The organism is Roseibium limicola (assembly GCF_017313085.1).
GTDB classification, from domain to species: domain Bacteria; phylum Pseudomonadota; class Alphaproteobacteria; order Rhizobiales; family Stappiaceae; genus Roseibium; species Roseibium limicola.
On sequence record NZ_JAFLNF010000001.1, the window covers coordinates 589,359 to 609,744 of the forward strand.

The window sequence follows — 20,386 nt, forward strand, 5'->3', positions numbered from 1 at the left end:
TCAGAGCTGTATCCATTTTCAGTAAGTGGGTTGCTGTCGGAGTGTCTGACATGACACGGCCGCACGAAGCCCGGAAACATGCGCTAGCGGGTAGCATGTTTCTCCAAGGCGGTGCAATTGCTGCAAGCCGTGAAACGGTTCGGTACGTTGGCCTAGCCGCGATACCGCAACGCATCGACCAGAAGTTCAAAGGCCGGAGTGATTTGCCGCCGGCTCGGGTAATACAGGTGATACCCCGGAAAAGGTGGACACCAGTCTTCCAGCACCCGCACCAGTTCACCATCGCCGGATTGCTCCTCCAGCAAATCGGCAGGCAAAGCCGCCAACCCAATGCCTGCCTTGGCAGCTGCGATGATCATGTCACCGTCATTGCAGACAAACTGCCCATCAACCCGAATATTCAATGGACGACCGTTCTGTTCGAATTCCCAGACATAAAGTCCGCCCATGGTCGGCATGCGAAAGTTGATGCAACGGTGTTCGATCAGCTCGTAGGGAGTTTTCGGCTGCGCATGTCTCTCGAAGTACTCCGGCGACCCGACAACGGCCATGCTGATCTCCGGACCGATCCGCACCGCAACCATGTCCTTCTCCACCATTTCGCCAAACCGCACGCCCGCATCAAAACGCTCGGCGACAATGTCCGTCAGCCTTTGGTCAATCGCGATCTCGATGTTCACTTCCGGGTATTCACGCATCAGCCTCAGCACCACAGGCATCAGAATGCGGTCGGCCACATATTTGCTGCTAGTGATCCGGATCAAACCTGCAGGTCGTTCCCGCAACGCATTGATGGAACTGAGTCTTCCCTTGATATCGTCAAAAGCCGGGCGCAACGTTTCAGCCAGTTGCTCACCCGCAGCCGTTGGCGAGACCTTGCGCGTTGTTCGGGTCAACAGACGTACACCCAGACGCTCTTCAAGCCGCCGCACCGTGTGGCTCAAGGACGATTGGGAGGTGCCCAATCGTGCCGCAGCACGGGTAAAGCTTTGTTCCTCCGCAACCGCCAGAAAAGCGACCAGATCCCCCAACTCATCCCGCTTCATTCAGATCCCCTGTGCATGCCAGACCCCACTGCATGTCAGGTCTCTGCGCATGCGCGCCCGTTTCATACCCGTTCTGCATGGATTATTCCCCCATTTAGGGCTGACCGGACCACAGCACAAGCAGCGCACACGAACAATAAGCGCCACAAGTCGCAGAAATCCCTCCCTCCGAGTGCGATCGCTTCCAACCGTTAACTCATGAATGAAACAGATAAGCTTATACGGCTTCCAGCCTCTAATGTTCGGTCCCGAATGCCCTATCTATTGTCTTAGGCAATGACGCGACCGGACGCTCCTCTACTTGACTGAATGTCCGGATTGCCTGAACTGAGGGACATTCATGACAAAATTTACGATCAACGGCACGGAGCACGCCTTTGAAGGCGATCCGTATATGCCGCTCCTGTGGTATCTGCGCGATTTTGCCCAGATGACAGGGACCAAATTCGGCTGCGGCGTAGGCTCCTGCGGGGCCTGTACGGTTCACCTGGATGGCGAGCCGGTCCGCTCCTGCCAAACCTTCATGAGCGACATTGAAGGCAGCAGCATAACCACCATTGAAGGTCTTGAGAGCAAGGCCTCCAAGGCGGTGCAGCAAGCCTGGGACGAAATGAACGTCGTCCAATGCGGTTATTGCCAATCCGGCCAGATCATGCAGGCCGTCGGTCTTCTGGTCAGCAATCCGAAGCCCGAGTTGTCCGAGATTGATGAGTATATGGCCGGCAACGCTTGCCGTTGCGCCACCTATCAGCGAATTCGGGGAGCCATCGTGCGTGCTTCCGAATTGATGGAGGCCTGATATGACATTGACCACATCACGACGAAATTTCCTGATTGGCGCAGGCGCGTCGGCGACTGCTCTGGTCATTGGCTTGAAGGCCAGCGGTGCTTTGGCCGCAACGCCTGAAGCCGCAGCAGCGGCAGAAACCAGCTTCACCCCCTTCGTCCGGATCTCCGCCGAAGGCAAGATCACTGCGGTCATCAAGCACTTCGAGATGGGACAGGGCACAACCACCGGCCTGACCTCCCTTATCGCGGAAGAGCTCAATGCCGACTTGCAGGATGTAGACGTTGCCTTCGCTCCGTCGAACAACGACCTCTACAAGAACCTTGCCATGGGTATGCAGGGCACGGGTGGCTCGACCGCCATGGCCAACAGCTATCAGCAGTATCGCCGGGCTGGCGCTGCCGCCCGTGAAATGCTGATTGCAGCTGCAGCCGAAAAATGGAACGTCTCCGCGGCCGACCTCACACTAAGTGATGGTGTCATCTCAGGTGCCGGCAAGTCTGCCCCGATTGCCGACTTTGTCACAGCGGCGGCCGAGATGCCCGTACCAGCAGAACCCAAGCTGAAGGATCCGTCCGATTTCCGTATCATCGGAAAAACCGGCATTCGTCGGCGCGACACTTCGGGCAAGATCAACGGCACGGCCCAGTTCGGTATGGATCTCCACTTGCCGGGTCAGATCATCGTCGCCGTGCTTCACGCCCCACGCACCGGCGCCAAGGTTGCAAGCTTCGACGCCTCTGGCGCAGAGGAAGTTGCCGGTTTCATCGAAGCCAAGGCCAAGCAGGACAACTCCGGCGTCTTCGTTTATGCAACAGACACCTGGAGCGCCTTTCAGGCACGCGAAGCCCTGTCGGTCGAGTGGAACTTCGACGCAGCCGAGAGCCGCGGAACGGACGACATCCGCGCCGAAATGATGACCATGGTCAATTCTGACCCGGAATTCACGGTGAAGGCCGACCTCTCCCAGCAGGAAGCAGCAGATGCCCTCGCCTCAGCCGATCAGGTGATCGAGGCAGAGTTCTGGTTCCCGAACCTCGCTCATGCGGCCATGGAACCTCTCAACTGCACCATCTCCCCGCGTGAAGACGGCGGCATCATCCTCCACGATGGATGTCAGTTCCCGGCCCTCGTTCATCCCACCATTGCCGGTGTGCTCAACCTTGATCCATCCAAGGTCGAGATCCGCACGTTGCTGGCAGGCGGGTCGTTCGGTCGGCGCGCCAATGCGGAAAGCGACTACAACGTCGAGGCCGCCCTCGCCTATGCGCTCACCGATCGCACCAAACCTGTAAAAATGGTCTGGTCGCGTGAAGATGACGTGCGCGGTGGATATTATCGGCCGGCTTTCGCCCACAAGGTGCGCGTCGGCCTCGATGCCTCCGGTACCATTGTCGCCTGGGATCATCGCATTGCCGGTCAATCGATTGCCAAAGGCACCATGTTCGAAAACTTCATGGTTCACGAAGGCGTCGACCACACTTCGGTCGAAGGCATCCCCGACACGCCTTACGCCATCCCAGGCCTGCATGTCGGCCTGACCGACAGCAAGCCCCTGTCCAAGGTCTTGTGGTGGCGCTCCGTGGGCAACACTCACACGGCCTATGTGATGGAAACCATGCTCGACATGGTCGCCAAGGCCGCAGGCCAGGATCCCGTCGACTACCGCCTCAAGCTTTTGGCCGGCGGAACTGCGGACCAAAATCGTCTGGCCGGTGTTCTCCGCGAAGTGGCTGACAAATCAGGGTGGAGCAACAAGGCACCGGAAGGTCATGCGCGCGGCGTCGCCGTTCACAAGTCTTTCGGCAGCTACGTTGCGGAGATCGTCGAGGTTTCCGGCACAGTCGAGGACGGCGTGAAGATCGAGAAGGTCACCTGCGCAGTCGACTGTGGCATCGTGATCAATCCGGATGTCGTGATTGCCCAGATGGAAGGCGGAATCGGCTATGGCATCGGCCACGTGATGCGCAACGCCATCACCTTTGATGGCGGCGAAGTGGTTCAGTCCAACTTCTACGACTACGAGCCGCTGCGTATGCCGGACATTGCCGCCATCGACGTTCATATCGTCGCCTCGACGGATGAGCCGACCGGTGTCGGCGAACCCGGCGTACCGCCTTCAGGTCCGGCACTGGCCAACGCCATTGCCGGCCTCGGAAAACGCGTTACGCATCTGCCAATGGTGGAAAACGGTGTGACGTTCCTCTGATCTAACTTTGGGCAGCGGAGAAATATTTCCGCTGCCCAATCTCTTTACCAGTGCTTTTTCCTCAATGAAGCCGAATAACCGCCCGCTTACGGCCAGCTCAACCCTTGTGCCGGCCCCTCCCAATCCTATCTTCAAGAATACGCCGCCTTACGGAGACCCCCATGAAGATCACTCGTGCTGGCACGGCCCCCTCCTCAGCGGGACCCGCAGACTATTTTTCCGGCAAGGTCAGGATCGACAGCCCCTTCAAAGGTGAGGCCCCAGCGCGCGTCAGCGGCGCGACCGTCACCTTCGATCCCGGCGCACGCACAGCCTGGCACACCCACCCTTACGGACAGACAATCATCGTGACCGCAGGGTCTGGTTGGGTTCAACGCAAGGGCAGTGTCAAGGAAGAGGTCTATCCAGGCGATATCGTCTGGTTCGCACCTGATGAAAAACACTGGCACGGCGCCACCGACACCACCGGCCTGACCCACATCGCTATTGCCGAAGAAAAAGACGGTTCTCCAGTGACATGGCTGGAACAGGTTAGCGATGAAGACTACCTCGCCTGATCAGACCCTTCCGTCGGCACGTCCCCAGCACGCAAACACTCTTCTCACAGTATAGCCCCGCCTTTTCGACTGCTCAGCTCTCTCAGACTGTTCAGCAGAAGGTTCGCGCCCTTCTCAATATCTTCCCACGCACTATACTCCTCCGGCGCATGACTGATCCCGTTACGGCTTGGAATGAAAACAAGCGCAGATGGGCATACTGACTGCATGGTCTGGGCGTCGTGCCCGGCTCCAGAGACCATCGCCGTCGCTGGCAACTCCAGCTGTTTCGCAACGTCGAGAAGATGCTGCGCCAGCCCCTTATCCAGTTCGACTGGCGGCAGCCAGCTGCGTTGTACAGACGTCAGTTCCAGCCTGTGCTTGCCCGCAATGGCATGTGCGGTTTCCTCGATACGCTCTTTCAGGCGCATCATCACCACTTCGGAAGTGTCGCGCAGGATCACTGAGAAATTGGCCTTGCCCGGAATGGTATGCGGGTGGTTTGGCGTCAGAGACACATGGCCAATGGTGATGCGGCTTTGATCTGTTCCACTGGAGCCGACGATTTCCGGCACGAAGGTTCCCAGTTCGGCCAGCCCGCCGAACGCATCCGCGCGATGGGTCATCGGCGTTGTGCCTGAATGGTTGGCAACACCGGTGAATGTCATGTCCAGATAGCACACGCCAGAAACATGCTCCGCCACGCCGATGGGAATGCCTTCCGCTTCCAGAACCGGCCCCTGCTCAATGTGAAGCTCAAGAAAAGCTGCCAGCTCATGGGGAGACCGCACCGACGCGAGGATTCCCTCGCTGGTCAACCCTTGCGCCTTCAAGGCATCGACCAGACGGATGCCATCTGCATCAGTGGCCTGCTCGATCCAGCTGCGATTGACCCCGCCCGCGATTGCCTGAGATCCGAGCATACCGCCAAAGCGCCCTTCTTCTTCCGCCGTCGCCACAACCTCGATGGCCATCTCGGGTGCGAAACCCTGGTCCTGTAGGCTGCGAACACATTCCAGTGCCACGCAAACGCCCAGAGACCCATCGTAGGCGCCGCCGTCGGCAACCGTGTCGAGGTGAGAGCCGATCAGGATCGCCGGCCCGTCTTCCGGCCCGAAACGGCCGAAAAGATTGGCCGCTCCATCCCTTGATACGTCCAGCCCATCCGCGCGCATGACGTTCTCAAACCACGCTCTGCAGGCCATGTCCTCATCGGAGTAGCCCTGCCGGTTGTAACCGCCGGTGACCGCATTGAGTCCAAACTGGTTGACGCCGTCCAGCAGCTTTTTCAGCCGATCCAGATCAATCTTCGCACCCTGCAGGCTCATACGTTTCCCCTTTGATTTCTTTGGGTTGGGGTCACCCCACCAGACAGCAGTAGCGCCTGACCCAAAATTATTATGAATTAATTATTGCTCGATTTCAATTTATCATGATTAATAGACCTCAGAAATAACAGGGGAACAGACAATGAGAAAATTCCTAGCCGCAGCGATTGCTTCGGCCTATCTGGCCTTCTCACCAGGTGTTCAGGCGCAAACCCCGCCGAATGTTCTGGTCGTCGGTCAGATCGCCGAACCTAAAGCACTTGATCCGCAAGCCGTTACCGCTGTGAACGACTTCCGGATCCTGATGAACATCTACGACGGGCTCGTCCGCTACAAAGACGGAACACTGGAGGTGGAACCTGCTCTGGCGGAGAGTTGGACAATCTCCGACGATGGTACTGCCTACACATTCAAGCTGCGCGAAGGCGTCACCTTTCATGATGGCACACCCTTCGATGCAGCAGCCGTCAAATTCAACTTCGACCGGATGCTTAAGGAAGATCACCCCTTCCACGACACTGGCCCCTTCCCGCTGGCCTTCTTCTTCTCCTCGGTTGAGGAAGTCGTTGTCGATGATCCGACCACCGTCACCTTCAAGCTGAACGCGCCTTACGCGCCTTTCCTTTCCAACCTGGCCTACCCGACCGGTCTGATCGTTTCGCCTTCAGCCGTGGAGGCAAACGGTAAGGACTTCGGACGGCATCCGATTGGAACCGGGGCCTACAAGTTCGCCGAATGGGATGCCAACACCAAGGTCGTCGCTGTACGTAATGACGACTATTGGGATGGTACCCCGGAGCTGGAAGCCATCATATTCCGCCCCATTACCGACGCCAACACCCGCATTGCCGAGATGCTCTCCGGCGGTCTGGATGTGATGGTCGAAGTTCCGCCCGACAGCCTGCAGCAGTTCAAGTCTGACGACAACTTCGAGGTTCTGGAGCAAGCCGGACCACACGTCTGGTTCCTGATCCTCAATGCCAAGGAAGCGCCGTTCAACAACAAGGCTGCGCGCCAGGCAGCCAACTACGCGATCAACAAGACTGCGCTGGTGGAAAATATCCTGCAGGGCACCGCGGATGTCGCGGCAGGCCCGACACCGCCGGCTTTCGCCTGGGCCTACAACGAAGGCCTGGAGCCCTATCCGTACGACCCGGAAAAGGCCAAGGAATTGCTGAAGGATGCCGGTTACGATGGTGAAGAGATCACCTTCTACGTCACAGAAGGCGGTTCCGGCATGCTGGACCCGATTGCCATGGGCACCGCGATCCAGGCAGATCTTCAGGCTGTTGGCATGAACGTCAAGATCGAGACCTACGAGTGGAACACCTTCCTTGGCAAGGTCAACCCGGGTCTGGAAGGCAAGGCTGCCATGGCTGAAATGGCCTGGATGACCAACGATCCGGACACGCTGCCATTCCTGGCACTGCGCACCGAAGCTTTCCCCGACAAGGGTGGCTTCAACTCGGGTTACTACTCCAACCCGAAGGTCGATGATCTGTTGGACAAGGCGCGTCAAGTCACTGATCAGGCTGAGCGTGCCAAGCTTTATCAGGAAATGCAGACCATCGTTCAGGAAGACGCACCGTGGGTCTTTGTCGCCAACTGGAAGCAGAATGCCGTGACCAAATTGTCCGTAGGAGACTTCAAGTTGCAGCCATCCTTCTTCCTGATGCTGCAGGACGTCAAAAAGCCGAACTGATCGTTCGGTAGACGCCACGACGGCCCGGCGAGGCATCCCCCGCCGGGCCCCATCCAGACTTCATGCCAAGGAGGGAGAGACCGTTGGCTTATTACATCGCCAAGCGCCTGTTGGCGGCGATCCCGGTCCTGTTCGGCCTCACCATCATCGTCTTTCTGATCATGGCAATGATTCCAGGTGATCCCGCGACAGCCATCCTCGGCTCCTATGCCACCCCTGAAAACGTCGCAAAGCTCAACAGGGACCTCGGTCTCGACAAGACTCTGTTCGAGCAATACGTGATCTGGATCGGCAACCTGATTCACGGCGACCTTGGTCGGTCTTACACACTGAACCGCCCGGTTCTAGATGAAGTTCTCGAGCGCTTCTCAGCGACGCTCATCCTCTCGGGCACCTCACTTGTCCTGTGCTCGGTCCTAGGACTTCTGGCCGGCATTATTTCTGCCGTGCGCCAATACGGCTGGGCGGACAAAGCCATCACGCTGATCGTCCTCATTGGGATCTCGACGCCCTCCTTCTGGCTCGGCTTGCTGCTGATCCTGATCTTTGCCGTCAATCTGAAGCTGTTTCCGGCATCGGGCATGTACGCCATCTACGGCGGCGGTGACCTAGCCGATCTGATTCACCACCTCACGCTTCCCGCGCTCACATTGTCCATCGTGGCAACCGGCGTCATCGCCCGCCTAACCCGCACCGCCATGCTGGAAGTCCTGCGCCAGGATTATATCCGCACCGCGCGCGCGAAAGGCCTGAGTGAAAGCAAGGTGATCTACAAGCACGCCTTCAAGGCTGCACTGGTCAATGTCGTTCCGGTCATCGGCATCCAGGCAGGCTTCGTCATTGGAGGCGCGGTCTATATCGAGACCGTGTTCCAGTGGCCGGGCATCGGTTCCATGCTGGTGACCGCCATTTCCACCCGCGACCTGCTGCTTGTGCAAGGCGGTGTTCTCATAGTGGCCTCCGCCTACGTGCTCTTCAACCTGCTCGCCGATGTCGTCCAGACCATTCTAGATCCGAGGTTGCGCTGATGACGGAGGCCACCCTGACCACGCCACGCAAACAACCCGCCAAGACCTCGCGCCCCAGTACGCTGGGCCTGCTGCTCAACAACACACTTGCCACCACCGGACTGATCATCCTGGGCATCATCTGCCTGCTCGCGCTGGCCGCCCCTTTGCTGCCGCTGCCCAATCCAGATGCCACTGCGCCCGCTGATCGGTTGATGCGCCCCTTCACTGATGGTCACCTGCTTGGGACGGATCATCTTGGGCGGGACCTCTTGTCCCGACTGATCTGGGGCACTCGGGTTTCGCTGGCCGTTGGCCTCTCCGCAACGGCCATTGCCGCCTTCTTTGGCTCTCTGTTGGGGTTGCTGGCCGGATATGCCGGCAAGCGCGTCGACACGATCATCATGCGCGGCATCGATATGGTCATGGCGTTTCCCTACATCCTGCTGGCACTGGCCATCGTCGCCGTGCTTGGACCGGGCCTGCTGAATGCACTCTACGCCATCGCCCTTGTCAACATTCCGTTCTTCGCCCGCAACATCCGTGGCATCACGCTTGGACTGTCACGGCGCGAGTTCGTCGACGCTGCACGGCTGGCTGGAAAATCGCCACCACAGATCCTGTTTCTCGAAATCCTGCCCAACGTTCTGCCGGTGATCATCATCACCATGTCCACCACAGTCGGCTGGATGGTGCTGGAAACAGCAGGCCTGTCTTTCCTCGGCCTGGGCGCACAACCACCACAGGCAGACCTCGGCTCGATGCTGGGCGAAGGCCGCAAGATCCTCTTCACCGCGCCACATGTGTCGATCATTCCCGGCCTGATGATCTTCGCCCTGGTGATGAGCATCAATCTCTTTGGCGACGGTATCCGCGATATTCTGGATCCCCGCCTGCGCTCCGGCTCGCTGACACGGCCGGTCGCCCGGACAGCTGTGGAACGCAACGAGGCGGATAAACCTGCCCCGACACGCCCAGACGCTCTGTTCGAGATGATTGGCCTGCGTACAGAGTTCAAGATCGGCACTTCGGTCTACAAGGCTGTTGGCGGCGTTGACCTTGCCCTGAAACACGGCGAATGCCTCGGCCTCGTTGGGGAATCCGGGTCAGGCAAATCCGTCACCGCCATGTCAGTCATGGGGCTGGTCCCGACACCTCCGGGCAAGATCGCCGGCGGTGCCGCCTATCTGGAGGGCGAAGACCTGTTTGCCGCCAGCGACAGGCGGATCAGAGACCTGCGCGGCGGATCCGTCTCCTATGTCTTTCAGGATCCACTCTCGACCCTGCATCCCCTGTTCACAGTGGGACAGCAGCTTTCAGAGGCCATCAGTGCCCACGCGCCTCTGGGCAGATCCGAGACACAGGCACGCGCCCTGGAGTTACTGTCGCTGGTTCGCATTCCCAATCCTGCAGAGCGACTGAAGGCCTATCCGCACGAACTCTCCGGCGGCATGCGCCAGAGGGTCTGCATCGCCATGGCTTTGGCCAACGACGCAAAGCTGCTGATTGCCGACGAGCCCACGACGGCCCTTGATGTGACCGTACAATCCCAGATCCTGACCCTGATGAACCAGCTAAGGCAGGAGCGCGACGCAGCCATCCTGTTTATCACCCACGACTTCGGCGTTGTGTCCGCGCTGTGCGACCGGGTCGCCGTGATGTACGCCGGGCGCATCGTCGAAACAGGGACAACCGAGGACATTCTCAATAATCCGAAACACCCCTACACGGCCAAATTGATCGAATGCGTGCCTGTTCTGGGGGATCCCGGACGTCGCCTGGACGCCATTGAAGGACGTCCGCCAGTTGTCAATCATCTGCCGGACGGCTGCGCCTTTGCAGATCGCTGCCCGCATGTTCAACCGGTCTGCCGCTCAGGAGATATTGCCCTGGAAATGACAGGCCCCGAGCGCGGCGTCCGCTGCTTGTTTCCCCTCACACAGGGAGAAGACACATGAACGCGACGCTCTCCGCGTCCCCCCTTCTCACCTTGGAAGACGTCGCCAAGACGTTTGGCGGCGAGAAGAAGCTTTTCGGCAAAAAAACACCCGCAGTGCATGCCGTACAAGGGCTCTCTGTCAATGTCCGCAAGGGCGAGATCCTCGGCGTTGTCGGAGAATCCGGTTGTGGAAAGTCGACGCTCGCCCGATTGATCGTCGGCCTTGATCTACCGACGTCGGGCACAATCAGCTTTGATGGCGAAGACCTGACTGCACTCGCCCGCAAGGATCGCCGCGCCCTGTCCCGAAAGGTCCAATATGTCTTTCAGGATCCGGTCGCATCCCTCAATCCGCGCAAGACCATCCGCACCATTCTGGAAGCACCGCTAAAGCATCTGACCGACCTGGATGCTCACGGTCGCGAGGATCGCCTGCAGGAGCTTCTGAGCGCCGTCAATCTGGCGCCCGAGTTTCTGGAGCGCTATCCGCATGAGTTCTCCGGCGGCCAGGCCCAGCGCATCGGCATTGCCCGCGCGCTTGCAGCCAGTCCCGAGCTGATCGTGCTGGACGAACCCGTGTCAGCCCTGGATGTCTCTGTACAAGCTCAAGTGCTGAACCTGCTCGACACGCTGAAAGACAAGTTCGGCCTGACTTACATCTTCATCAGCCATGATCTTTCGGTGGTTGAAAGCGTCAGCGACCGGGTCGCGGTGATGTACTTCGGGCGGTTGGCAGAACTTGGACCCTCAGCGCAGATCTTTCAGTCAGCCTTGCACCCCTACACCGACCTGCTGATGCGCTCAGCCCCCGCACCGGGGCGCAAGGAACTCTTTGCCGAGGATGCCAATGCCAGTCTGCCGGACCCTTACAATCCACCGCAGGGCTGTGCCTTCGCTGCCCGCTGCCCTGCTGCAAGTAAGCTGTGCAGCACACAACGCCCGGCATCAGACGAGGCCTCGAGAACAGCCGGAAATCATATTGCAGCTTGCCATCACCCACTCTCGTAGGCATAGGCCTGAGACAACAAACAACCAACCAAGAACAGGCAATGACAGTATCAGTCGGGGCACAGGACCAGAAAGCACGCAAACGCCTGCGTCGGCCAGACATGCTGGCCGTGCAACTGCGCGAGCGGATCGTCGAGGCCGGACTGCGGCCAGGTGACCGCATCCCCACAGACTGGATCCAGCCCGAAGAAGTAAAAGTTGCCCGAGGCACCCTCAGGGAAGCTTTGAAAATTCTTGAATACCAAGGCCTTATCAAAAGCAGAAGCGGTCCGGGAGGCGGTGTTTTCGTCGATCAGGTCAACCCAAGCGAGGCCATTCGCTTGCTTGACAACCTCTTTCTGTTTTCGCCCCCCTCGATTGCTGACATCTACACCATGCGCAAACAACTGGAGCCGGAGCTTGCAGCCTCTGTCGCTGGCCATCTGTCGGACGAGGGTTTCAAGTCGCTGCAAGCTTGTATCCGCCTTTATGAAGACGAGCCAAAGACCGCCGAGGAAGAATATGCCCAGCGCCTGGCCGAACTGGACTTCCATGAAGAGCTGGCCCGCCACAGCCCCAATCCGCTGCTGGCATTCTCCTGCACGTTTCTTCTCAGCCTGCTGCACGACATGACTGTCTGCCGCTCAATCTACAAGGAGCCCAATCCCGGTTTGCGCGAAACCGGGCTGCACTATCAGGTCAGGCTATTGAGATCGATCCGTGCCGGCGATGTGGAGCTCAGTCGGATGATCATGCGTGGTCACATGATGGAAGCCGAGAAATACATGCTGGAGCGTGCCGCCTTGCGCACCAATGAGCCCGACAAGCGTCATCGCGAGCCAGCTCCCACCACATGACAACCGTGGGGAATTGAGGTACTGGAGTTAAAACATGAGAAATCATCTCCAATTTAATTCCCCTCTCTAGCGGCCTCAATGGCACTGCCGGTCCCCATGAAAAACATCTTTTTGCTCATCGCTCTCCTGACGACTCAAACGGCTCTGGCCGGAGAAATGACTGTTACCGATAGCACTGGCCGCGAAATCACATTTACCGCTCCTGCGGAGCGCATCGTGGTGATGCACGAGCCATTGCTTGGTCTGCCGCTGATGGATCTCGGCATCACCCCGGTCGCCAGTTACGGCCGAGCGGATGATGGCACATCACTGACGACGGTTGATTTCGTTACCACCGTCCTCGGAGACGAGACCCCGAGCCCTGAAACCGGGATCGGCCCATTCGGAAACATCGATCTGGAGAAATTGCGCAGCCTCAAGCCAGACCTGATCATTGGGACCGAGCATGACGCCTCCAAGGTCGCCCAGCTTGCGACAGTAGCGCCACTCTATCTTCAGAATGTCAGTACCGGACGGGTCGAAGGGTTTGGTGTTGAACGGGATCTGGCCGCACTGCTGGGCCTGCAGGACGGCCTGGCAAAACGGCTTGCGCTCTATCAGGAGACCGTCGGATCTGTGAAAGCCAAACTCGGGCACCCGGAAGACGAAACCTATCTCGCAATCATTCTGACCGATCAGCTCAATCTCGTCGGTGCCATGTCAGGCATGGTTCAGGCGGTGGAAGACCTCGGCTATACCCGAGCAGAAGTCAGAAATCTTGGGGCCACTTCGGGGTATGGCAAGACAATCTTCGTGCCGATTAGCCCGGAGGTCTTTGCCCGGGTAAATCCGGACCTCTTGGTGATAATGCGAAGCTTCACAGAGACGGAGCGCGATGAAGCGGCGACCCGCAAGCAGCTCGATCGCATCGTGCCTGGCTGGGACAAGTTCTTGAAACCGGCTCGCGAGGACAGAGTGGTCTTTCTGGATTCCGCAAAGGTTTCCACCCCGACGATTGCCAGCGCACTCAACACGCTGAACGCTCTGAGCATTTGGGCCGCGCGCTAGGCAATCACCTTACGCCCGCACCTGCACCGACAGCGCGCCCCAAACCCAAGAAAAGCAGCGTCAATCTCCCAGCGCCAGACGCAGGGCGCGCAGGCGCAAACTAACAATGAACAACGGAACACCCACCAACGTCAGGCTCAAACCGATCGGCAGGCTGAGATCGCTGGCCAATCCCCGACTGACAACATCTGCTGCAACCACCAAAGCACCGCCCATCAACCCAGACAGGATCAGCTTCGCCCGCCCGCTCGCGGGGGAAAGGAAGGTGGCGAGATGCGGCGCCATAACTCCCAGAAAGCTCAGTGGCCCAACAGCGGTAACAGAGGCGGAGCTCAAAAGAACCGCCACGAACAGCAAGGCTGGACGAGACATCTTCAGCGGCTCTCCAAGCGCCATCGCCATCTCGTTGCCCAGATCAAAAACCTTCAGTGCCCGTCCCAAAACAAGCACTGCCGGGAAGCTCAGAAGGAACCAGGGCAGCAAGGCCAGTATCCCGGACCAATTGGCTTGAAACAGAGACCCGGCCAGCCAACTGGAAAGCGCATAGGACGTTTCATCCGGGGTGTAGAGCACCAGAATGGAAGTGATCGCCGACAGCACGGTTTCCAGCGCGATGCCCATCAACAGGATCGCCAGCCCACTCGACTGCTCTCCTCCAACAAGCCAGATCAACACAAGAGCGACGCCCAGACCGCCTGCCATCGCAGCCAGCGGCAAATAGGCCAGAGGCACTGAAGGCAGGAAAACCAGGACCAGCATGATCATCACCATTGATCCCTGGCTGAGCCCAAATAGTCCAGGATCCGCTAATGGATTTCGCGCCAGCGATTGCAGCATGCCGCCCGTAATGGCAACCAGCCAGCCAGCCATGAAGCCCAGCAGAATACGCGGCATCCGAACGATCCAGAGGGCAAAGGCTTCATCTCCCTCGAGCTTTCCGCCCAACATGCCAGCCAACAGATCGCCCAGCCCGGTTTGCGTGAAACCAACCGACAGGGAAAGCAGCGTCAGCGCCAAAACGGCAAGCAGCAGAACGCATCCACCAGCCACATTGTGCAAACGGACCTGGAGCCCGCCCTTCAACCTGATCACACGACGCCCGTCGAGCGCTTTTGCCAGCCTCATCATGCGGTCTGGCCCCCCGGCGACAGATAGAAGCGTTTGACAATCACCGCGAAGACAGTCCCGCCGATCAGATCAAGCAGAATACCCGTATGCAGGACGTAAGGGGCGAAGGCCTGTCGGGCAAGGATATCGGCCAAAAGACACGCGCAGGCGCCAAAAAGCGCTGCAGCTGGCAAGGCGAACCGCATGTTCACCCCAACCAGTGGGCGCACCACATGGGGCACGACGAGACCGACGAACCCCACTGGTCCGCAAATCGCCACCGCAGAACCCGAACCGATCACCACACACAGCAAGGCCAATCGGGGAACCCGCCTGACACTCACCCCGACCGAAGCAGCCTTCTCCTCACCAAGGGTCAGCAGGGTCAGAGGGCGCGCAAGGAAGAACAAGCCGGCGAGCGCTAAAACGCCCAACGGCCAGAAAAAGACAAGTCGGTCGAAATAGACATGATTGATGTTGCCCGTCACCCACCCGAGAAAATCACTGCGCCTTGCCGGATCAGACAGGAGGAAGGCATTGGCCAGCCCGATCAGCAGCATTGATACCAGCGCGCCAGACAAGATCAACGAAAGTCCACGCGGGTCCTTGTCGCCCCCAGCCAGCCGCGCAACGCTCAGAACGCATATGAACCCGAACGCTGCCCCGGCCATTGCGGCAAGCCCCTGTGCTTCCGTCCCGAGATCGAAAACATAGGCGCCGGCAACCACAAAGAACGCCGCGCCCGAATTGATGCCCAGTGTCGACGGGGAAGCCAGCGGGTTTCGGGTCAGGCCTTGAAGGACGACGCCCCCACAGGCCATCAGCGCCCCGGCATGGATCGCCATCAGGGCACGCGGCAGCCGTTGATACAGGATGACATAGTGGTCGTAATTCTCGGCATCAAAGGCGAAGAAGGCGGCGAAAACCGCATCGAGTGGAATCGACGTCGCACCGCTGGAGAGATTGGCGATGAATGCACCAAGACTGCCCAGAAGGATCACGCAGAGGGCAAGCGCCTTTCCAGTCATGCCCGCCTTGCATCCTGATCGAGGCTTTCCAGAGATTGATGCGGCAGGAAGACCAAGCGACCGTTGCGCTCAAAAATGTCGGCGGACAGGTCGAAGACCTCTTCCACATGTGCACTGTTAATGGTTGTTCGAACCGGCCCACTGGCAACAACCCGTCCTTGCTTCAGCATCACCACATCATCGGAAAAGCTTGCAGCCAGATTCAGATCATGCAGAACCACAATGACTGTCTTCCTGAAAGACCTCGTCAGCCCCCGCACCAGTTTCAAGATCGAATATTGATACTTCACATCCAGATGGTTGACCGGTTCGTCCATCAGAATGACCTCGGCATCCTGCGCCAGAACCATGGCAATCCAAGCCCGTTGCCGCTGCCCGCCCGACAGGGTCGACATCCGCCGTCCCGCCTGATCCGCCAGGCCGACCGTCTCCAGAGCGGAATGAAACAGCTTCCGATCTGTTTCAGACGGACCACCGGCGAGCGTGAAGCGCGAATACCCCGCCAGCTCCACCAGTTCACCAAGCGTCATGTAATCCGGGCAATGGCTTTCCTGCGGCAAGTAGGCAATGCGTCGCGCCAAGGCACGCCGTCCGAGCCGTGACCGATCCTCGCCACCAATCGCGATCTCACCTGACGACTGAGGCAGAAATCCCATGATCGATTTGAGGAGCGTTGACTTCCCGCAGCCGTTAGGTCCGACCAAGGCGGTCAACCGTGCCGGGGCAAAACGAACAGAAACCCGGTCCAGGACCACGTGCTTGCCATAAGCCGCTGTGACATTTTTTGCCTCAAGCAAGTTAGAAATCCTTGAAATCTCTCAGTGAAGCAGTGTTTAAACTATACTCTTAAATTCAGCAATTCCCTCAAACCACCTTCCGACAAACAGACGGGAGCTGGGGCGCAGGCTTCACTCTCTCGACAAAGGTTCTCCATGACATCCAGAAAGCTGCACATCGGCATGTCCCTGGCACCGACCTGGTTGAGCGGCGATGCCTGGAGACGAGGGGACAGCCGGGCTGAGGACCTGTTCAACATTGACTATTTTGTTGAGATCGCGCGGCGTTCCGAGTCAGCAAAACTGGACTTCCTGTTTCGACCGGACACGCTTTTTCTGCAAACCGCAGCTTTGGAAGGGGGAAACGGATTTGCCGCTCTTGATCCCACCATATTGCTGGCTGCAATAGCCCGCGACACCCAGAAAATAGGCCTTCTCTCCACCGTCTCGACCACGTTCTATCCACCCTATGTTGTGGCCCGTCAGCTCCAGAGTCTGAACGTCATCAGCAGAGGGCGTGCAGGTTGGAACATCGTGACCGCCTTGGACGGGAACGAGAACTTCGGGCTGGATGAAATGCCCTCCCCGGAAGACCGCTATGGGCGCGCTGCCGAGTTCACCAAAGTCGTTCGCAAACTGTGGGAAAGTTTTCCGGGAGAGGCGCTGTTGGTCGACAAGGCATCGGGCCGATATGCCGACACGTCGAAAATTCAGCCGATTGATCACGCAGGAGACCATTTCTCCGTGAAAGGGCCGCTCAACGTGCCTTCAACCGCTCCTTCCCGTATCCCTCTGATACAGGCAGGCGCCTCGCCCACCGGGCGGGATTTCGCCGCCTCTGTTGCTGATGCCATTTTCGCCGCAACCCCGGACAAGGAAGCTGCAGCCGCCCTGCGCTCGGACCTGAGGCAGCGGGCCAGTTGCCACGGGCGATCCCCTGACTCCATAAAGATGCTTCCCGGCCTCAGTCTCTATCTGGCCGACACGCAAGCGGAAGCCGATGACCTCTTCGCCGCGACCCATCAACGCATGGATACTGCACGCAAGCTGGGCTCCATCAAGGAAATGATCGGCCTCGATCTGACACACTGGGAGATGGACAAGCCTATCATGGCCAAAGACCTTCCAGCACCACCGCAAAATGTCCGCAGCCGAACACATGCAAATCTTTTGCACAGGATGATCGTGCGAGATGCGCCGACGCCCTCAGAACTGCTGAAACGTCCGGAAGTGATTGGTTCGGCGCATTGGCAGATCATCGGAACAGTGGAGGAGGCCCTCGATCAAATTCGCGACTGGCGCGCCTGCGACGCCATGGACGGCTTCATTGCAGTGCCCGGCGGCTCCGCCACCTCACTCTCCCTGACCCTTGAGGCGCTTGTTCCAGCCCTCGCAGCGGAAGGGCTCTTTCGCCTGGATTATAGCGGTGAAACGTTCCTGGACCACCTGAACGAATAAGCGCAAGCCACCTCAAACTGTTGGTCAGTCCACTTCCACGCCAAGCACCGCGACACAATCTCCGACCTTGATCAGACCCGGAAAATGGCGGCCTGCCAGCAAACCGGCGCGCTTCGCCCGGATTTCGACAGGCTCCTGACCTGTCCGGTCAAGAGGCCAGACCCGGGCAATCACATCCCCAGCCTTCACCTCGTCCCCAAGGTCAACCATCGGCTCGTGCATCCCGTCATATTCGCAGAAGCTGTAGCAATCCCCGTCCGGCATATCGAGATTGATCGTTGCTGCAAGTGTCAGTGGTTCTTTCAGGATACCGGCATGAACCAGAAGATTACGGACACCCTTGCGGGCAATGGCATTCGACCGCCCCGTTGAACTTCCACCGCCACCAAGCTCGGTGGAGACGAACACCTTGCCCATATCCTCGACCGTGGTGTCGTACATGCCAACGCTGTCAATCTCCAGAAGCTTCATCGAATAGGGTGCGTTGAAAGCTTGCATAGCCGCAACGCATGCCGCTTCCTGGGCTTTGTCTTCCAGAATGTGAACAGCAGCAAACGGGATGAAATCCAGTGTTCTGCCGCCAGAGTGAAAGTCCAGCACGACATCCGCCATTGGAACAAGAACGCATGAAAAATAATCGGCGATCTTCTGCGTCACTGTTCCGGTGGGCGACCCTGGAAAACTCCGGTTGAGGTTGCCGCTATCCACCGGAGACGTTCGCGTTCCGTTGCGGAAAGCGGGCTGGTTCATCGCCGGAACGATGATGACCCGCCCCTGGACTTCATCAGCTGTCAGACGCACCGCCAGTTCCTGAAGGACCACAGGCCCTTCATACTCGTCACCATGGTTGCCACCGGTTAGCAGCGCGGTTGGTCCCTCGCCATTCCTGATAACCGTGACGGGGATCATCACGGCCCCCCAGGCGCTGTCATCGCGGCTGTAGGGCAGCCGCAAAAACCCGTGATGGACACCATCCTCATCAAAAGGGACGGTGGAAGTGATCGGTGAAGAATGCATGCTGTCAGTCCATGACCACGAGTTTGCGCGGCACATTGGCCAGGCATTCAGGAGCACTATCGGTGATCCGGATGCTTTCGGTAATCTCGAAGCCCCAGTCGTCCATCCAGAGACCCGTCATGAAATGGAAGGTCATGTTTTCTTCCAGAACGGTCTTGTCTCCTGGACGCAGGGACATGGTCCGCTCGCCCCAGTCTGGCGGATAGGACACGCCAATCGGATATCCCGCGCGGTTGTCCTTTTCCAGACCGTGTTTCTTCAGAACCTTGAAGAAGGCAATGGCGATATCTTCGCAAAGGTTGCCAGCTTTCGCAGCTTCCAGTCCGGCTTCCATGCCCTCAAGCACAGCCTTTTCTGCATCCAGAAAGGTTTGCGTCGGCTTGCCAAGGAAAATCGTCCGCGACAAGGGACAGTGATAGCGATTGAAGACACCGGCGATTTCAAAGAACGTGCCCTCGCCCGTCTTCATCGGCAAGTCGTCCCACGTCAGATGCGGTGCGGCGGCATCCGACCCGGACGGCAAGAGCGGAACAATGGCAGGATAGCCTCCACCGGCCCCCAGTTCCGGGTCAAATCGCAGACTTGCATCATAAATCTCGGCGACGAGGTCACACTTAGGGATCCCTGGTCGAATGATGTCACAGATCCGCTTGTGCATCTTGCCGACGATTTGACCTGCTTTGCGCAAGTAGGCGATTTCTGTCTCGGACTTCACCGCACGCTGCCAGTTGACCAAACCCTTGGCATCGACAAAGCGGGCATTGGGCAGATGACTTGTCAGAGAGGCGAAGGCTGCCGCTGTGAACCAGTAATTGTCCATCTCAACGGCAATCGAGCCCCTGTCCCACCCCTTGTCAATCAGACGCTCCGACAGATAATCCATCGGGTGGCAAACTTCAGACTGAACGTAATGATCCGGGTACCCGATGATATTCGCCGGATCCATGAAACAGGTTCGCAGAGCACCATTTGCATCCTGTCCCCGCCCGTACCAGACCGGCTCGCCTGAAAGCGGAACAATCACGCACTGATGGACATAAAACGACCAGCCATCGTAGCCGGTCAGCCAATTCATGTTCGAAGGATCGGTAACAATCAGCAGGTCAATATTTCGAGCCGCCATCGCGCGCCGCGTTTTTTCGAGGCGGGCGGCGTATTCTTCAAAGCCAAAATAAAGTTTGGACGTCGGGACTTGTCCGGAAGCCAAGGGCGCCACTCCCTGAGTGCGTGATGGAAAGGGTCAAGGAGAGAAACCACCGGAAAATTGGACTGGTCAGCTCTACCCAAGAGCGAGTTTTTCAGCGTGGAATCGCGAATACCTCAAGTCAATCAAATTAGTGCAGCGACACAGGAATTCCTTCCTGAAGATGAAACGCGCATCACCCTGCCACCATGGTCCGCCCAAGTTTTCAGCATCACCATCACTCTTTCCTCAGGAGGAACACGATCCAGTCGCCTCCTGATTCTCTGATTGCGTCCCCAGATTTAACGCTGGCAACTTTTTCCTTCCCGTGAGACACTTTGAACAACACGTGACCACGCACAAAATTTGACC

The 20,386-nt window shown here is 58.4% G+C and carries 17 protein-coding genes; 10 read left to right on the top strand and 7 right to left on the bottom strand.

The window, feature by feature from the left end; genetic code table 11:
* Positions 1–152: 152 nt before the first annotated feature.
* Positions 153–1,046 (bottom strand): LysR family transcriptional regulator, encoded by an 894-nt coding sequence (locus J0X15_RS02585; RefSeq protein ID WP_206937967.1) that lies wholly within the window; start codon positions 1,044–1,046, stop codon positions 153–155.
* A 340-nt stretch (positions 1,047–1,386) separates the two neighbouring features.
* Between J0X15_RS02585 and J0X15_RS02590 the strand changes: the two genes are divergently transcribed.
* From J0X15_RS02590 to J0X15_RS02600, 3 genes are all read left to right on the top strand, one after another.
* The gene (locus J0X15_RS02590) at positions 1,387–1,845 is read left to right on the top strand and encodes a (2Fe-2S)-binding protein (RefSeq protein ID WP_206937968.1); all 459 of its coding nucleotides are present in this window, start codon (positions 1,387–1,389) and stop codon (positions 1,843–1,845) included.
* A gap of 1 nt (position 1,846) precedes the next feature.
* Complete coding sequence (locus tag J0X15_RS02595; protein WP_206937969.1) at positions 1,847–4,042, top strand: xanthine dehydrogenase family protein molybdopterin-binding subunit; 2,196 nt, start codon at positions 1,847–1,849, stop codon at positions 4,040–4,042.
* 161 nt (positions 4,043–4,203) lie between these two features.
* Positions 4,204–4,599, top strand: a complete 396-nt coding sequence (locus J0X15_RS02600) for a (R)-mandelonitrile lyase (protein WP_206937971.1) — start codon at positions 4,204–4,206, stop codon at positions 4,597–4,599.
* Between the two features lie 44 nt (positions 4,600–4,643).
* Here J0X15_RS02600 and J0X15_RS02605 read toward each other — a convergent pair whose 3' ends face one another.
* On the bottom strand, positions 4,644–5,906 hold the full coding sequence (locus J0X15_RS02605; RefSeq protein ID WP_206937973.1) for a Zn-dependent hydrolase: 1,263 nt from the start codon (positions 5,904–5,906) through the stop codon (positions 4,644–4,646).
* A 142-nt stretch (positions 5,907–6,048) separates the two neighbouring features.
* Here J0X15_RS02605 and J0X15_RS02610 point away from each other — a divergent pair, with 142 nt between their 5' ends.
* The 6 genes from J0X15_RS02610 to J0X15_RS02635 all read left to right on the top strand — a co-directional run bounded on the left by J0X15_RS02610 (position 6,049) and on the right by J0X15_RS02635 (position 13,445).
* On the top strand, positions 6,049–7,608 hold the full coding sequence (locus tag J0X15_RS02610; RefSeq protein ID WP_206937974.1) for an ABC transporter substrate-binding protein: 1,560 nt from the start codon (positions 6,049–6,051) through the stop codon (positions 7,606–7,608).
* A gap of 83 nt (positions 7,609–7,691) precedes the next feature.
* A complete protein-coding gene (locus J0X15_RS02615; protein ID WP_206937975.1) occupies positions 7,692–8,636 on the top strand; it encodes an ABC transporter permease in 945 nt (314 codons plus the stop codon).
* Positions 8,636–10,573: a dipeptide/oligopeptide/nickel ABC transporter permease/ATP-binding protein gene (locus tag J0X15_RS02620; protein WP_206937976.1), complete on the top strand. Its 1,938-nt coding sequence runs from the start codon at positions 8,636–8,638 to the stop codon at positions 10,571–10,573. Before J0X15_RS02615 ends, J0X15_RS02620 begins: the two co-directional genes overlap by 1 nt.
* Positions 10,570–11,562, top strand: a complete 993-nt coding sequence (locus J0X15_RS02625) for an ABC transporter ATP-binding protein (protein ID WP_206937977.1) — start codon at positions 10,570–10,572, stop codon at positions 11,560–11,562. Before J0X15_RS02620 ends, J0X15_RS02625 begins: the two co-directional genes overlap by 4 nt.
* Positions 11,563–11,603: 41 nt before the next feature.
* A complete protein-coding gene (locus J0X15_RS02630) occupies positions 11,604–12,398 on the top strand; it encodes a FadR/GntR family transcriptional regulator (RefSeq protein ID WP_206937978.1) in 795 nt (264 codons plus the stop codon).
* A gap of 156 nt (positions 12,399–12,554) precedes the next feature.
* Positions 12,555–13,445: an ABC transporter substrate-binding protein gene (locus J0X15_RS02635; RefSeq protein ID WP_206937979.1), complete on the top strand. Its 891-nt coding sequence runs from the start codon at positions 12,555–12,557 to the stop codon at positions 13,443–13,445.
* A gap of 60 nt (positions 13,446–13,505) precedes the next feature.
* Here the strand turns inward: J0X15_RS02635 and J0X15_RS02640 are convergent, their stop codons facing one another.
* Genes J0X15_RS02640 through J0X15_RS02650 form a run of 3 tightly spaced genes read right to left on the bottom strand, consistent with a single transcriptional unit; the run spans position 13,506 to position 16,386 of the window.
* Positions 13,506–14,570: a FecCD family ABC transporter permease gene (locus J0X15_RS02640; protein WP_206938295.1), complete on the bottom strand. Its 1,065-nt coding sequence runs from the start codon at positions 14,568–14,570 to the stop codon at positions 13,506–13,508.
* A complete protein-coding gene (locus J0X15_RS02645) occupies positions 14,570–15,580 on the bottom strand; it encodes a FecCD family ABC transporter permease (protein WP_206937981.1) in 1,011 nt (336 codons plus the stop codon). The genes J0X15_RS02640 and J0X15_RS02645 overlap by 1 nt, the downstream gene beginning before the upstream one ends.
* A complete protein-coding gene (locus J0X15_RS02650) occupies positions 15,577–16,386 on the bottom strand; it encodes an ABC transporter ATP-binding protein (RefSeq protein WP_331461871.1) in 810 nt (269 codons plus the stop codon). Before J0X15_RS02650 ends, J0X15_RS02645 begins: the two co-directional genes overlap by 4 nt.
* A 126-nt stretch (positions 16,387–16,512) precedes the next feature.
* Between J0X15_RS02650 and J0X15_RS02655 the strand changes: the two genes are divergently transcribed.
* On the top strand, positions 16,513–17,814 hold the full coding sequence (locus tag J0X15_RS02655; RefSeq protein WP_206937985.1) for an NtaA/DmoA family FMN-dependent monooxygenase: 1,302 nt from the start codon (positions 16,513–16,515) through the stop codon (positions 17,812–17,814).
* A 24-nt stretch (positions 17,815–17,838) separates the two neighbouring features.
* Here J0X15_RS02655 and doeB read toward each other — a convergent pair whose 3' ends face one another.
* Positions 17,839–18,831 carry a N(2)-acetyl-L-2,4-diaminobutanoate deacetylase DoeB gene (gene doeB / locus J0X15_RS02660; protein WP_206937987.1) on the bottom strand — a complete coding sequence of 331 codons (993 nt, stop codon included), beginning with the start codon at positions 18,829–18,831 and terminating at the stop codon, positions 17,839–17,841.
* A 4-nt stretch (positions 18,832–18,835) separates the two neighbouring features.
* Complete coding sequence (gene doeA / locus J0X15_RS02665; RefSeq protein WP_206937989.1) at positions 18,836–20,038, bottom strand: ectoine hydrolase DoeA; 1,203 nt, start codon at positions 20,036–20,038, stop codon at positions 18,836–18,838.
* Positions 20,039–20,386: the final 348 nt, after the last annotated feature.